The 14,032-nt window shown below is 72.0% G+C and carries 11 protein-coding genes; 7 read left to right on the top strand and 4 right to left on the bottom strand.

Annotated elements, in window-relative coordinates; translation table 11 throughout:
• Positions 1–14: 14 nt before the first annotated feature.
• Positions 15–1,538 (bottom strand): ABC transporter substrate-binding protein, encoded by a 1,524-nt coding sequence (locus GEV07_02730; GenBank protein MQA01679.1) that lies wholly within the window; start codon positions 1,536–1,538, stop codon positions 15–17.
• Positions 1,539–1,780: 242 nt separating this feature from the next.
• Here GEV07_02730 and GEV07_02725 point away from each other — a divergent pair, with 242 nt between their 5' ends.
• The 3 genes from GEV07_02725 (at position 1,781) to GEV07_02715 (ending at position 5,566) form a co-directional block, all read left to right on the top strand.
• A complete protein-coding gene (locus GEV07_02725) occupies positions 1,781–3,178 on the top strand; it encodes an amidase (protein ID MQA01678.1) in 1,398 nt (465 codons plus the stop codon).
• The gene (locus GEV07_02720) at positions 3,175–3,942 is read left to right on the top strand and encodes an FCD domain-containing protein (protein MQA01677.1); all 768 of its coding nucleotides are present in this window, start codon (positions 3,175–3,177) and stop codon (positions 3,940–3,942) included. Before GEV07_02725 ends, GEV07_02720 begins: the two co-directional genes overlap by 4 nt.
• 184 nt (positions 3,943–4,126) lie before the next feature.
• A complete protein-coding gene (locus GEV07_02715) occupies positions 4,127–5,566 on the top strand; it encodes a peptidase S58 family protein (protein ID MQA01676.1) in 1,440 nt (479 codons plus the stop codon).
• Between the two features lie 28 nt (positions 5,567–5,594).
• On the opposite strand, the gene GEV07_02710 is transcribed toward GEV07_02715, so the two are convergent.
• Both GEV07_02710 and GEV07_02705 read right to left on the bottom strand, forming a co-directional pair.
• Entirely contained in the window at positions 5,595–6,491 is an 897-nt protein-coding gene (locus GEV07_02710) for a M48 family metalloprotease (GenBank protein ID MQA01675.1), read from the bottom strand.
• Between the two features lie 58 nt (positions 6,492–6,549).
• Positions 6,550–6,927, bottom strand: coding sequence for a BlaI/MecI/CopY family transcriptional regulator (locus GEV07_02705; GenBank protein MQA01674.1), 378 nt, complete (start codon positions 6,925–6,927; stop codon positions 6,550–6,552).
• A gap of 71 nt (positions 6,928–6,998) precedes the next feature.
• Between GEV07_02705 and GEV07_02700 the strand changes: the two genes are divergently transcribed.
• From GEV07_02700 to GEV07_02685, 4 genes are all read left to right on the top strand, one after another.
• Complete coding sequence (locus GEV07_02700; protein ID MQA01673.1) at positions 6,999–8,417, top strand: cytochrome ubiquinol oxidase subunit I; 1,419 nt, start codon at positions 6,999–7,001, stop codon at positions 8,415–8,417.
• Between the two features lie 17 nt (positions 8,418–8,434).
• On the top strand, positions 8,435–9,421 hold the full coding sequence (gene cydB / locus GEV07_02695; protein ID MQA01672.1) for a cytochrome d ubiquinol oxidase subunit II: 987 nt from the start codon (positions 8,435–8,437) through the stop codon (positions 9,419–9,421).
• Positions 9,418–12,726, top strand: a complete 3,309-nt coding sequence (gene cydD, locus GEV07_02690) for a thiol reductant ABC exporter subunit CydD (GenBank protein ID MQA01671.1) — start codon at positions 9,418–9,420, stop codon at positions 12,724–12,726. The genes cydB and cydD overlap by 4 nt, the downstream gene beginning before the upstream one ends.
• Positions 12,727–12,864: 138 nt before the next feature.
• Positions 12,865–13,383 carry an HNH endonuclease gene (locus GEV07_02685; GenBank protein ID MQA01670.1) on the top strand — a complete coding sequence of 173 codons (519 nt, stop codon included), beginning with the start codon at positions 12,865–12,867 and terminating at the stop codon, positions 13,381–13,383.
• Here GEV07_02685 and GEV07_02680 read toward each other — a convergent pair whose 3' ends face one another.
• Positions 13,384–14,025, bottom strand: coding sequence for a LysE family translocator (locus GEV07_02680; protein MQA01669.1), 642 nt, complete (start codon positions 14,023–14,025; stop codon positions 13,384–13,386). It abuts the gene before it with no gap.
• Positions 14,026–14,032 lie beyond the last annotated feature (7 nt).

Here is a 14,032-nt window from a genome sequence, read left to right as displayed (position 1 = left end):
GCGAAGGCCTCCCGTCAGGACTGACCCAGCTGGGTGAGGTCGAGGGACTCCGAGATCGCGTTCTTGGGCAGGCCGGTGATGTCCTTGTCGGCGACCATGAGGTTCGGCAGCGTGAAGAGCCAGTCCGCCGCCGCGTCGTCGGCGAGCATCGTGGCGGCCTGCTGCATGTACTTCTTCTGCTCCGCCGGGGTTCCTTGGTCCGCCTTCTGTAGCAGCGAGTTGAACGCCGGCTTGCCGTAACCCGTGTAGTACTTGGGGTCACCGAACACTGCGGGCATGTCCCGTGGCTCGACGTGCGAGACGATCGACATGTCGTAGTCGGCGTTGTTGAAGACCGTGTTCAGCCACGCGGCAGGGAACTCCAGCTGCTCGAGCTTGACCTTGAGCCCGACCTGCTCGAGCTGACTCTTCACCACCTGTCCGCATGCCGTGGCGTACGGCAGGTTCGGAATCCGCAGTCGCAGTGTCTTGTCCGCCTGTCCGGACTGTTGGATCAACTGCTTGGCCTTCGCTGCGTCGTGCGGGTAGCGACCGGTGAGGTCCTCGTACCACGGGTCGGTGGGCGGCACCATGCTCCCGATCAGCTTTCCTCTGCCCGCCCAGCAGGTCTTGAGCATCGCCTTGTGGTTGATGCCGTACTTGACGGCCTGGCGCAGCTTCTTGTTCTGCAGCGGCCCGGACGCGTTGTTGAACGACAGCATCACTTCGCCGTTCGTCGTGCCCTCGATGACCTGGTACTTCGGGTTGTTCTCGAACTGGCCGAGGGAGTCGGGGCTCTGCACCGCGCCGATCATGTCGATCCTGTCGCTGAGCAGCGCGTTGTTCTCCGCGGTGGAGTCCTTGAAGTACTTCAGCGTGACGGTCTTGAAGTGCGGCTCGTCGCCCCAGTAGTCGTCGTTGCGGGTGAGCTTGATCGAGTCGCCGCGAACCCACTTCGAGAAGCCGTACGGGCCGGTGCCGACCGGTTTGGTGGCGAGCTCGTCCACCCCGGTCCGGCTGAACATCGCGCCGATCCTGGTCGTCATCCGGTAGAGCCAGTCGTTGCTTGGCTGCTTCAGCTTCACGACCAGGGTGGTCGGGTCGGAGACCGACACCTGGTCGACCTGGTCCATCCCCGCCTTCAGGGAGATGGTCCAGTCCTTCTTGACCCGGTCGATGGAGAACTTCGCGTCCTTCGCGGTGAACGGCTTCCCGTTGCTGAACTTCGCGTCGTCGACCAGTTCGAAGGTGTACGTCTTCCGGTCGGACGAGACGTCCCACGACTTCGCGAGCGCAGGCACGATCTTGCCGTCCTGGTCGACCTTCACCAGGGTCTCGTACACGTTGTAGAGCAATGCCTGCGGAATCGCCGCACCGTCGTTCTTGGTGAAGTCGAGGCTCGCCGGCTCGGCGGTCAGCCCGATGTTCAGCGAGGCGTTCGCCTTACCTTCCGACGAATCACCGTCGCTGCTCGAGCCGGCCGAGCACGCGGCCAGGAACATCACCGCGAGAGTGGCCATGGCCACGGCGGTCTTCCGCAGGTGTCTCAGCTGGGACATTACGTCAGCTCTCCATCCAGCGCAGGGCGGCTGAAGCGACCACCGTCGCGAAGGTGCGAACTTGGTCTGACCAGTACACTAAGTCGTGTTGGCTGCTACCCTGACGGCACCACGGGCGGTTGTCAAGGTGTGCGCGGCGCACCGCAGCGACCGTTCGACGACTCGCACCCGACGGGGACCAAACCCGCTCAGCGGGCCGGTGAGGAGTGGCTGTGCCGAAGGATCACGACGAGCTGGCGACACTGCCCGCGGTCGAGGTGGTACGCCGATACGCGGACCGCACGCTGTCACCGGTGGAGCTGCACGACGCCGTCCAGGCGGTGATCACCGCCAAGGAGCCGGTGCTGAACGCCTTCTGGGTTCGCGACGATCCCGACGACACCCGCAAGGCCGCAGAAGCGAGCGCGGCCCGCTGGGCGGCGGGCGCACCGCTCGGCCCCATCGACGGGGTCCCGGTCACGCTGAAGGAGAACATCGCCCGCCGCGGCGTCCCGAAGCCGGCCGGCAACGCCGGTGTGGCGCCTGAGGTCCCCGCGCACGACGCACCGGTCACGACCGCGGTGCTCGATGCGGGTGGCATCGTCCTGGGGTCGACGGTGATGCCGGACTGGGGGATGCTCTCCTCCGGGGTCTCCAGCAAGCACGGCTTCACCCGCAGTCCGTGGAACCCGTCGTGGACGACCGGCGGCTCGAGCTCAGGCGCCGGTGCCGCGGCCGCCGGCGGGTACGGCCCGCTGCACGTCGGCAGCGACATCGGTGGCTCCATCCGGCTGCCAGGCACCTGGCTGGGGCTGGCCACGCTGAAGCCGAGCTCCGGTCGGATCCCGCTCGACGCGCCCTACCTCGGCCGGGCGGCCGGCCCACTGGCCCGAACGGTCGCCGACGCAGCGATGGCGATGCAGGTACTGAGCCGGCCCGACGAGCGGGACTGGACGAGCCTCCCCCCTGAGCAGCTCGACTGGTCCCTCAGCGAGGTCGACGTCCGCGGCCTGCGGGTCGGCCTGCACCTCGACGCCGGCTGCGGCGTCGCGGCGGAGCAGCAGGTGACGGACGCCGTGTCGCGGGTGGCGGAGGTGTTCCGCGCCGCGGGTGCGACGGTGGAGCCGGTCCAGCCGTTCATGACCCAGGAGCTCCTCGACGACCTGGACCAGTTCTGGCGGGTCCGGTCCTGGAACGACTACCAGGCGCTGCCGACCGAGGGGAAGCTGCGGGTGCACCCGTTCGTCGCCGAGTGGTGCCACGCCGGGGCCGACGTGAGCGGCACCAGGCTGATGCAGTGCTACCACCACATCATGGAGATCCAGCGGCGCACGGTGGCCGCCACGATGCCGTACGACGTGGTCCTCTCGCCGGTCACATCCGTCCCTGCCTTCCCCGCCGAGCAGCCGATGCCGTTCGACGAGCCAAGCAAGGCAATGTGGCACATAGGCTTCACCGTGTCGTACAACATGTCCGGCCAGCCCGCCGCCACCGTCAACTGCGACTTCACCGCCGACGGCCGGCCGATCGGCGTACAGGTCAGCGGACGCAGGTTCGACGACACCGGCGTGCTCAGAACCGCCGCCTGGTACGAGGCACACCGCCCACCCGCCGCGGTCCCGCACTGGCCGGACGCGACGGCGGAGAGCGTCGGGGCATGACGGATGCGGGCCCGTTCCAGCGGGTGCAGCCGGTGCGGCTGTACCAGAACATCGTCGACCAGATAGAGAGTGCCATCGCGCACGGCACGCTGAAGGCCGGCGAACGCCTGCCGAGCGAGCGTGAGCTCGTCACTCAGTTCGGCGCATCCCGCGCGACCGTGCGGGAGGCACTCCGGGTGCTCGAGGCGCACGGTGTGGTTCGGTCGTGGCCGGGCGACCCTTACGGTCCCGAGGTGCTGTCGTTCTCCCCGGACGGCCTGGCCAACCAGATGACCCGGCTGATGCGGCTGGACGGGATGTCGCTCGCCGACCTGCTGGCGTTCCGGATGATCATCGACGGCTCGGCCAGCCGGCTCGCCGCGCGGCTGCGTACGCCGGAAGAGCTCGATGCCATGGAGCGGACGATCGTGGCGATGGAGCAGGCGATCGACAAGGGCTACGACGAGTTCAGCGAGGCCGACGTCGCCTTCCACGACGCCATCGCCCAGGCGAGCCGCAACGCGATGATCCAGGTCTGCAACAACGTCGTCCGCGGCGTCGTGCTCCAGGTCATCGAGGACAAGGTGCGGCGCGCACTCGACAGCGAGGCGGTGATGCGCGAGTCGCTGCAGCACCACCGCGAGGTGTTCGAGGCGATCGGCGCCGGCGACGGCGACGCTGCCGCCCGCATCGCACGGAAAAAGCTCTACGACTACTACGCCGGCTACGTCCCTGACGAGGACCGCGCCGGCATGCTTGCGCTGCTCGACGTCGAGCAGCCGTAGCTCCGTCCAGCGGGGCACGGGGGTGGCGAGCGCGGGGGTGGAGAGGAGAAGCGCCCGTGTGGCCCGGGCTGCGTGGAAGCAGCCCGACGCGTAGGCGCCCATGCGGGCGCCCGTATCCATCCCTTGCGGAGACGCGGCGTCTCTTCCCACGCCGGCGGCTCTCGCGTCTGAGATCGGAGGCTCCATGAAACGACGGCCTACTGCCCTTCTGCTCGGCGCAGTGCTCACCTGCCGGGTCGGTTTCTTCGTGGCTGTCACACCAACCGCGTCCGCCGAGACTGTCCCAGGGAAGCCCGGCGCGAACAACGCCATCACCGACGTACCGGGTATCAAGGTCGGTCAAGTCCAGTCCGACACCGCTCCGTACCTGACCGGCACGTCAGTTGTGTACACACCGAAGATGTCGGTGGCCGGTGTCGACCAACGCGGCGGCGCCCCGGCGACGAAGGAGACCGACCTCCTCAGCCCGCTCAACTCCAACCCCGGCGTCAACGCGATCCAGCTCGGCGGTTCGAGCATGTACGGCCTGTCGGCCTCCGACGGGATCATCCGGTGGCTGGAGGACCGCGGTGAGGGCATCCCGCTGGGCCCAGGGGGTGTGGCGCCCATCGTGCCGGCGGCCGACATCTACGACCTCGGCCGCGGCGGCGACCCGAAGGCGCGTACCTCGGCTCCGTGGGGCTACCTCGCCGCGGAGGCGACCTCGGGCGGTCCGGTGCGGCAGGGCAGCCTTGGCGGTGGCACCGGCGCCCGCGCTGGTGGGCTGCGCGGCGGCGTAGGCACCGCCAGCGTCGACCTCGGCGACGGTATCTACGTGGGCGCCATGGTGATCGTGAACTCCGTGGGCTCGACGGTCAACTCGGCGGACTGCTCGCTGTGGGGCGTCGCCTACGGCATCGGCGACGAGTTCGCCGGCTACCAGAAGCCCGCCAAGACCGAGTGCCCGACCGGCACCGCCACCAAGCCGAACAGCGACTCGCTCAACACCACCATCGCAGTGGTCGCGACCAACGCACCCCTGGAGAAGGCCGCAGCCGCACGCATGTCGGGCAACGCCCACGACGGCATGGCCCGGGCGATCCAGCCGAGCCACACGCTGTCCGACGGCGACACCGTCTTCGGCGTCTCCACCGGCGACGGCAAGCCGCTGCAGGTCAACAACCCCACCGACGGCCGTACGTTGAACAGCATCTTCGATGCCGGCTCGAGCACCCTGGCCCGCGCGATCACCCGCGCCATCCTCTCTGCCGAGAGCAAGGGCACGACCCGCAGCTACTGTGACAAGTACCCGTCGGCCTGTGCCGACATGCCCCAGCTCGACAGGTGGCGCAACGCAGGCAAGGCACCGGACGTCACCCCCGCGTCCTTCAAGCGGGCAGAGAAGAAGCTGAAGCAGACCCCGGTCCCCGAGCCGGGCAACAGCACCCAGGACGGCGACTCACCGGACAGCGATAGCGAGGACGGCAACGCTGCTGCCGTTCCGCCCGCGGGCTCCAACGGCGGTCACGGGGGCTGGCCGTTGGGGGATGCCAGTACCGTCGGTATCGGCACGCTCGGTGTTCTCGGCGCCGTAGGCGCCGTGCTGTACACCCGCCGCGGAACGGCTCACTTACTCCTGCGCTGAGCTCGTTCAGCAGTCATGCCGAGGACGCTCATGCGCCGACCAGGGCGCGGAGGACGTCGGCGAGCCACGGGACGGCGACGAAGACCGTGGGCAGGGCGACGAGTGCGATGGCGGCGGCGTAGGTTGCTGCAGCCAGCGCGTCGTAGCGGCGCGTGGGTTCGGCCAGCCGGTTCACGCGCAGCACCGTGGCCTGGCAGGCCGCGGCCAGCGCCGCTTCCGGGGTGCTGCCGTCGGCCAGCTTCACCAGGGCGCGGGCCAGTGGCGCGGCGCCGACCCTGCGCCTGGCCGCGTCGTCGGCCAGCAGCTCGACCAGGATGCGGTTCTGCTCGAGCGCGGTGTGGCTGCGGACGAACCGCGGAAACGCGTGCCGCAGCGCGCCGAACGCCTCGAGCACCAGGTCGTGCCGGGCGCGCAGGTGGGCGCGTTCGTGCGCGAGCACCGCGCCCAGCTCGTCCGGGTCGAGCTGGGCGAGCGCGCCCGCCGACAGCACGACCCGTGCGTCCCGGACCGCGGGCAGGCAGTAGACGACGGGTGTCTGCTCGGCGAGCACCCGCAGGCCAGGTTCGAGCCCGTCGTGCTGGGCGAGCAGGTCGACGAGGGCGCGGTGCCGCCGGCGCCTGCTGCGGGTGTGCACGGCGAGCGAGACCACCGCCCACGCGAGCCGGCCTGCCACCAACACAGTGAGGACGAGGACCGCCGCGTACAGGACGAGCTCGACGGTGCCGAGCGGCTGCGCGACGAGCAGCCCGGTGGCCAGCGCGAGACCGGCCCCCAACGCGGCGAGGACGGCAGCGAGGGCGAGCGCCTGCCACAGCACCGCCGTGGCGCGCGGCACCAGGTGCGGCCAGGACGCCCTGGCGAGCAGTGCTGGCGCCGGTCCCGCGAGCACGAGCGCGAGCACCCCGAGCACCACGGGCGTCACCATTGCTACCGCCCCCAGCCGGCCGGGCGGCGTACGGGTTGGCCAGTCGTCGCGATCATGGTCAGTCGCCCTCGGGGGGCTCCAGTTTTGCCAGCGCTGCGCGCATGGCGGCGGCCTCCTCCGCGGAGGCGGAGTCGACGAACCGGACCAGCGCGGCGGAGCGGTCGTCGGTGCCGGAGAGTGCCTCGTGCATCAGGTCGGCGACCAGCTGCTCCCGCGCGGCCACCGGCTCGTAGAGGTACGCCCGGCCGTCGCGGACCCGCTGCACCACGCCCTTCTTAGCCAGTCGGTCGAGGACGGTCATCACCGTGGTGTACGCCAGCTCGCGATCGGCGGCGAGCTGCGCGTGGATCGTCCGTACGGTCAGCGGAACGCTTGCGGCCCACAGCCGCTCCATCACCTGCCGCTCCAGGTCGCCGAGCCGAGTCATGTGAGCCATCTTACGACATGACGTCGTACTACGAGGCGTAGTATCTACTACGAGTTGTCGTAGATTGACGGAGGTGCGACGTGGACGTGCTCGACCTGGCGCGCTTGCAGTTCGGCGTCACGACGGTGTTCCACTTCCTGTTCGTCCCGCTGAGCATGGGGCTGTCCGCGATCGTCGCCGGCTTCCAGACGGCCTGGGTGCGTACCGGCGCCGAGCGCTACCTGCGGCTGACGCAGTTCTTCGGCAAGCTGCTGATCGTCAACTTCGCCGTGGGTGTGGTCACCGGACTGGTGCAGGAGCTGCAGTTCGGCATGAACTGGAGCGCCTTCTCGGTGTTCGTCGGCGAGATCCTCGGCGTGCCGCTCGCGCTGGAGGCGCTGCTCGCGTTCTTCCTCGAGTCGACGTTCCTCGGGCTGTGGATCTTCGGCTGGCAGCGGCTACCCCGACGCGTCCACCTGGCGTGCATCTGGGTCGTCGCGGTCGGCACGCAGGTGTCGGCGTACGTGATCCTCGCCGCGAACTCGTGGATGCAGCACCCCGTCGGGTTCCGCGTCGACCCGCGCACGGGCGAGGCCGTGCTCACCGACTTCGTCGCGGTGCTCACCAACGAGACGGCCGTCGTCGCGTACGCGCACACTGCCGCCGCGAGCTTCGTCACCGCGGGCGCGCTCGTCGCCGGGATCGCGTTCTGGCACCTGGCCAGGCAGCACCAGCCCGAGGTGTTCCGCACGGCCGCGAAGGCCGCCTGCGCGGTCGTCCTCGTGGCGGGCATCGGGGTCGCGGTGAGCGGCGACGCGCAGGGCAAGGTGATGACCGAGCAGCAGCCGATGAAGATGGCCGCCGCCGAGGCGCTGTACGAGACGTCGCGGCCGGCCTCGTTCAGCGTGTTCACCGTCGGCACGCTGGACGGCCGCGAAGAGGTGTGGAGCCTGCGGATCCCTTACCTCTCCTCGTTCCTCGCCACCGGCACGCTCGACGGCGAGGTCGAGGGCATCCGCGACGTCCAGCGGGAGTACGTCGCCACGTACGGCCCGGGCGACTACCTGCCGAACGTCCCCGCGACGTACTGGAACTTCCGGCTCATGATCGGGTTCGGCATGCTCGCCGTGGCTGCGGCGCTCGGCGGTCTGCTGTTGCTACGACGTACGGCAAAGACGAGGCACGCGGCCTTCCCACGCAGCCGGTGGCTGGCGCGCGCGGCGCTCGCGCTGCCGGTGCTGCCGCTGCTGGCCAACAGCGCCGGCTGGATCTTCACCGAGGTGGGTAGGCAGCCGTGGCTGGCGTTCGGGCTGTTCCAGACGGCCGACGGCGTCTCGCCGGGTACGGCGGCCGGCCAGGTGGCGTTCTCGCTCGCCGTCTTCATCGCCGTGTACGCGTTGCTCGGCACGGTCGAGGTCTGGCTGCTGACCAAGCTCGCGCGCAACGGCGCGCCGGATCCGGATGCCGAGCCGCCGGCGGACGAGCCGGACACCGACGCGCCGCTGACCCTCGCGTACTGAAAGGTTGGGAGATCGGCATGGAGCTCAGCACCGTCTGGTTCGCGGTGGTCGCGTTCTTCTGGGTGGGCTACCTGGTGCTCGACGGGTTCGACTTCGGCGTCGGCGCGCTGCTGCCGGTCGTCGGCCGGCGCGGTGAGCACGACCGGGCGGCGATGTTGCAGACCATCGGCCCGGTGTGGGACGGCAACGAGGTCTGGTTGGTCGTCGCCGTCGGTGCGACGTTCGCGGCGTTCCCCGCGTGGTACGCCACCATGCTGAGCGCGTTCTACCTGCCGATGCTGGCGATCCTCGTCGCGCTGATCGGCCGGGGCGTGGCGCTGGAGTTCCGCGGCAAGCGCGACGACCCGCGCTGGCGCCGCCGCTGCGACGCCGTCGTCTGCCTGGGCTCGCTACTGCCCGCCGCGCTGTGGGGCGCCGTGTTCGGGACACTCGTGCACGGCCTGCCCCTCGACCGCGACGGCACGTACGCCGGCTCGGTCGTCGCCGTGGACGGGCTCGGCGGCGTGCTCGGCGCGGCGGCGGTGCTCGGCCTGTGCGTGTTGCACGGTGCGACGTTCCTCGCGCTGCGAACCACCGGCGGGTTGCGGGAGCGTGCGTTGCGGGTCGCGCGCTACGCGGCCCCTGCCGTGGTGCTCGTGGTCGCCGGTTTCCTCGGCCAGGTGCAGTACGCACGCGGCGACGCCGGGTCGGCGGGCGTCGCAGGGCTCGCGGTGGTGGCGCTGCTCGTCGCGTCGGTCGCGGCCTGGCGGCGTGCGGACGGGTGGGCGTTCGCCGGCACCGCGGTGGGCGTGGCGGCGGCGGTGGCGACCGTGTTCGTCGCGCTGTTCCCCGACGCGGTGCCGGCCACGTCGACCGCGGCGTGGTCGCTGACCCTCGCGGACTCGGTCGCGCAGCCGTACGCACTGCGCATCCTGACGGTGATCGCCGTGATCTGCACGCCACTCGTCCTCGCGTACCAGGCGTGGAGCTACTGGGTCTTCAGGCGCCGGGTGCTGGCGCCATGAGGCCGCTCGACCCGCGGCTGCTGCGCTACGCGCGCACGACCATCGGCTACCTCGGCGCGTGCGTCGCCACCGGCACGGCCACCGGGGTGCTGTTGCTGGTGCAGGCGGCGCTGCTCGCCGACGTGGTCAGCGCGGCGTTCCTCGACGGCGCCGACCTAGGCGACGTCCGCGGCTCGCTGATCGCGCTCGCGCTCGCGGTGCTGGCGCGGGCGGCACTGTCCTGGCTGCAGGACGTCACCGCGCACGCGGCGGCCGCGCGGGTGAAGTCGACGCTGCGGCGGCGGCTGGTCGCGCACGTGCTCGAGCTCGGTCCCGGCTGGCTCACCGGGCAGCGCAGCGGTGGCCTCGCGACGCTCGTCGGCCGCGGCATCGACGGGCTGGACGGCTACCTCGCGCGCTACCTGCCGCAGCTGGTGCTGGCGTGCACCGTGCCGTTGCTCGTCTTCGCGACGCTCGTCGGGGCCGACCCGGTCAGCGCGGTGATCGTCGCCGTGACGCTGCCGCTGGTGCCGGTGTTCATGGCGCTCGTCGGGCTGGCGACGCAGCGGCACAGCGACCGGCGCTGGCGTGCCCTCGCCGTGCTTGCGCACCACTTCGCGGACGTCGTCGCCGGGTTGCCGACGCTGCAGGTCTTCGACCGGGCACGCGCGCAGGCCGAGGGGGTGCGCAGGGTCACCGACGCGTACCGGCGGGAGTCGCTGGCCACGTTGCGGCTGGCGTTCCTCTCCGCGCTCGTGCTCGAGCTGCTCAGCATGTTCTCGGTGGCGCTCGTCGCGGTCGGGGTGGGGCTGCGCGTGGTGGAGGGCCAGCTCGACCTGGCCACCGGGCTGTTGGTGCTGCTGCTCGCCCCTGAGGCGTACCTGCCGCTGCGCCGGGTCGGTGTGCACTTCCACGCGAGCATGGACGGGCTGGCCGCGGCGCAGCGGGTGTTCGAGGTGCTCGAGACGACGCCGGCGCGCGGTGGCGCCGCCGACGTGCCCGACCTGCGGCGCGAGGTCGTGCGGGTCGAGGACGTGACCGTGCGGTACGACCGCGGCGAGGCGGTCGCCGGCGCGTCGCTCGAGGTGCGGCCGGGCGAGCTGGTGGCGCTGACCGGACCGAGCGGGTGCGGCAAGTCGTCGCTGCTCGCCGTGCTGCTGGGGTTCGTGTGGCCGGCCGCCGGGCGGGTGACCGTCGCCGGCCGGCCGCTGGACGCGTACGACCTCGGCGCGTGGCGGCGCCAGCTCGGCTGGGTGCCGCAGCGGCCGTACCTGTTCGCCGGCACGGTGGCCGACAACGTGCGGCTCGGTGCCCCGGCGGCCGACGGGGCAGCGGTCGCCGAGGCGCTGCGCCTGGCCGGGATCGGTGAGCTGGCCCCGGCGAGCGAGGTCGGCGAGGGCGGTCTGCTGCTGTCCGAGGGCCAGCGCCGCCGGGTCGCGCTCGCCCGTGCGCTCGTGCGCCGGCCGGCGCTGCTGTTGCTGGACGAGCCGACGGCCGGCCTGGACGCCGACGCCGAGCTCGCGGTGCTGCGGACGCTGCGGGCGCGGGGCACCACGGCCGTCGTCGTCACCCACCGTCCGGCCGTGCTCGCGGCGGCCGACCGGGTGGTGCATCTGCCGGCGTCCCAGGCGGCCGTGCCCGAGGTGGTCGCCGCCGACCCGGTTCCTGCGGGGCCGGCTGACGCGGACCGCGGCCGGCCGCTCGGGGCGGTCGGCATCGCGGTGCGGTTGGCGGGGGCGCTGGCGCTCGGCGTCGGCGCTGCCGGGGCGGGGGTCGCGCTGCTCGCCACGTCCGGCTGGCTGATCTCGCGGGCGGCCGAGCAGCCGCCGGTGCTGTTCCTGCTGGTCGCGATCGTCGCCGTGCGCGCGTTCGGGCTGGCGCGTGCCGTGCTCACGTACGCGGAACGGCTGCTCGGCCACGACGCCGCGTTCGCCGTGCTCGCCCGGGTGCGGGCCAGGGTGTACGCGTGGCTCGCCGAGCTCGGGCCCGCGCAGCTGCAGCGGTACCGGCTCGGCGACCTCGGCAGCAGGCTGGTCGACGACGTGGACGCCGTGCTCGACCTGCTGCTGCGCGCGGTGCTGCCGCTGCTGACGGCCGCGCTCGTCGCCGGTGGCGCCGTGGTCGCCGTCGCGGCCCTGCTGCCCGCCGCCGGCCGCACGCTGCTCGCCGCGGCGCTGGTCGCGGTGGTGGCGGTGCCGCTACTCGTGGGGTACGCGCAGCGGCGTGCGGCTGCGGCCGTGCCGCCCAGGCGCGCGGCGCTCGCCGCCGCGACGACCGAGCTGCTGCACGGCCTGCCCGACCTGGTCGCGTACGGCGGCACCGACACCACCGTCGCCGACCGGGACGCACGGCTGCGCGCGGCCGAGACGCGCAGCGCCTGGTGGGTCGGTGCCGGCGCCGCGGTGGTCCTCGCCGCGACCGGGCTGGCCAGCTGCTACGCGCTCGCGCAGGGCGTGCAGGCGGTGCGCGCGGGCACCCTGGACGGCACCTCGCTGGCCGTGGTGGCGCTCGTGCCGCTCGGTCTGGCCGACGTGCTCGGCACGGTGCCGGACGCCGTGCGACACGGCCTGCGCTCGCTCGCCTCGCTTCGCCGGCTGCGCGCGCTGCCGCGCCCGGCCGTCGCCGGTGCCGGGCGCCAGCCGGCCGGACGGCCGCGGCAGCCGTACGACGTGCGCCTCACCGGGGTCACGGCGCGGTGGGCGGACGGCCGGCCGGCGGTGCTCGACCGGCTGCACCTGACCGTGCCCGCTGGCGCCCGGGTGGCCGTCACCGGTGCGAGCGGCGCCGGCAAGAGCACGCTCGCGAACGTCCTGCTCGGCCAGCTGACGCCGGAAGCCGGGCAGGTGACCGTGGGCGGGTCCGAGGTGCGCGCCCGGCGGGTGGTCGGGCTGTGCGCACAGGACGCCTACCTCTTCGACTCCACCGTCGCGGAGAACGTCCGCCTGGCGCGGCCTTCCGCCACCGACGGTGAGGTGCGCGACGCGCTCGCCGCGGCGCGGCTTGGCGACTGGCTGGCGAGCCTGCCGGACGGCATCCACACTAGGGTCGGCGAGCACGGCAGCAGGGTCTCGGGCGGTGAGCGCCAGCGGATCGCACTGGCCAGGGTGCTGCTGGCCGACACCCCGGTGGTGATCCTCGACGAACCCGCCGAACACCTGGACGAACCGACCGCAGCCGCCCTGGTAACCGACCTGCTGGCAGCCACCGCCGGCCGTACGGTGCTGCTGCTCACCCACCGGCTCGCCGACCTCGACCAGGTGGACGAGGCGTACCGGCTCGCCGGCGGCCGGTTGACGCGGACGCGTCCGGTGGCACACCCTGCGTGAGGGACGGCAATCGGCGCGCTGCCAGTGCGGATGCCCCGGACAACCCGCCGCTCAACGCGCCGACACGCCGATTCCGCCATTCTCCGTAGCCGTTTCGCTCCGTTATTGGGCAAACTTGTCCCGGAGGTGAGTGACAAGGTGGCCCACGCGCTTGTCCTCAATGCGACGTACGAACCACTGTGCGTCGTACCACTGCGGCGTGCGGTCATCCTGGTGCTGGCGGAGAAGGCGACCATCCTGGAGACCGGCCAGCACACCCTCCACTCCGAGCGTCTCGACGTACCCGCGCCCACGGTGGTGCTGCTGAGCCGGTACGTGCGCGTGCCGTACCGCCGCAGCGTGCCGCTGAGCCGCCGTGCCGTGCTGCAGCGCGACCTGCACGCGTGCGTCTACTGCGCCGCGAAGGCGGAGACCATCGACCACGTGGTGCCCCGCTCGCGCGGCGGCCGGCACGTGTGGACGAACGTGGTGGCGGCGTGCCGCAAGTGCAACCACAAGAAGGCCGACCGGCTGCTGCCCGAGATCGGCTGGACGATGTCCGTGCAGCCGCAGCCGCCGCGTGGCACGGTGGCGCTGCTCGTCGGGTACGCGAAGCGCGAGCCCTCCTGGGAGCCCTATTTACGTCCCCAGACCGCGGCCGGCGAGCTCGCCAGCTGACTACTCGTGCCGGCCGCTGAACGCGAGGCCGACCCCGAGACCGACCATGGTCAGCCCGGCCGCGCCGCCGACCAGCTCGAGTCGGCGCGTGGACCGGGCGAACCAGGTGCGGACGGCGCCGGCGAGCACTCCCCACACCGAGTCGCAGATCAGCGCGATGCCGGCGGTGATGGCGCCGAGCAGGATCATCTGCATGCTGGTGTGGCCGGCGGCCGGATCCACGAACTGCGGCAGCACCGCGGCGAAGAACACCGCCGACTTCGGGTTGGTCACGGCGACCACGAAGCCCTGCCAGCACGTCCGCCGGTCGCTTACCGGGCTCAGCTCGCGCTCGAACGCGTCGCGCAGCTTCCGCCGGTGCCGGAACGCCTGGATGCCGAGATAGACGAGGTAGCTGGCGCCGGCGAACTTGATCACGGTGAACGCCACGGCCGAGGCCGGCACGATCGCACCGACGCCGAGCGCCACCGCCGAGGCGAGCACGAAGCCGCCGATGGCGCCGCCGAGCACGGTGAGCAGCGCGGCGCGCCTGCCGTACGCCAGCGCCCTGCTGATCACGAACAGCACCGAAGGGCCGGGGATGACGATCAGGATGAACGCCGCGAGTGTGAACGCGAGGAGGTGGTCCAGGGGAACGCCCATCCCGGCA

The sequence above is a fragment of the Streptosporangiales bacterium genome (assembly GCA_009379825.1).
GTDB lineage: Bacteria > Actinomycetota > Actinomycetes > Streptosporangiales > WHST01 > WHST01.
The sequence above is the reverse complement of the archived record's forward strand: the minus strand, read 5'-3'. Positions and strand labels throughout refer to the sequence as shown.

Coding starts and splice junctions, on each gene's coding strand:
- GEV07_02730 (MQA01679.1), bottom strand. CDS start 1,538: ATGTCCCAGCTGAGACACCTGCGGAAGACCGCCGTGGCCATGGCCACT.
- GEV07_02720 (MQA01677.1), top strand. CDS start 3,175: ATGACGGATGCGGGCCCGTTCCAGCGGGTGCAGCCGGTGCGGCTGTAC.
- GEV07_02715 (MQA01676.1), top strand. CDS start 4,127: ATGAAACGACGGCCTACTGCCCTTCTGCTCGGCGCAGTGCTCACCTGC.
- GEV07_02710 (MQA01675.1), bottom strand. CDS start 6,491: ATGGTGACGCCCGTGGTGCTCGGGGTGCTCGCGCTCGTGCTCGCGGGA.
- GEV07_02705 (MQA01674.1), bottom strand. CDS start 6,927: ATGGCTCACATGACTCGGCTCGGCGACCTGGAGCGGCAGGTGATGGAG.
- cydB (MQA01672.1), top strand. CDS start 8,435: ATGGAGCTCAGCACCGTCTGGTTCGCGGTGGTCGCGTTCTTCTGGGTG.
- cydD (MQA01671.1), top strand. CDS start 9,418: ATGAGGCCGCTCGACCCGCGGCTGCTGCGCTACGCGCGCACGACCATC.
- GEV07_02680 (MQA01669.1), bottom strand. CDS start 14,025: ATGGGCGTTCCCCTGGACCACCTCCTCGCGTTCACACTCGCGGCGTTC.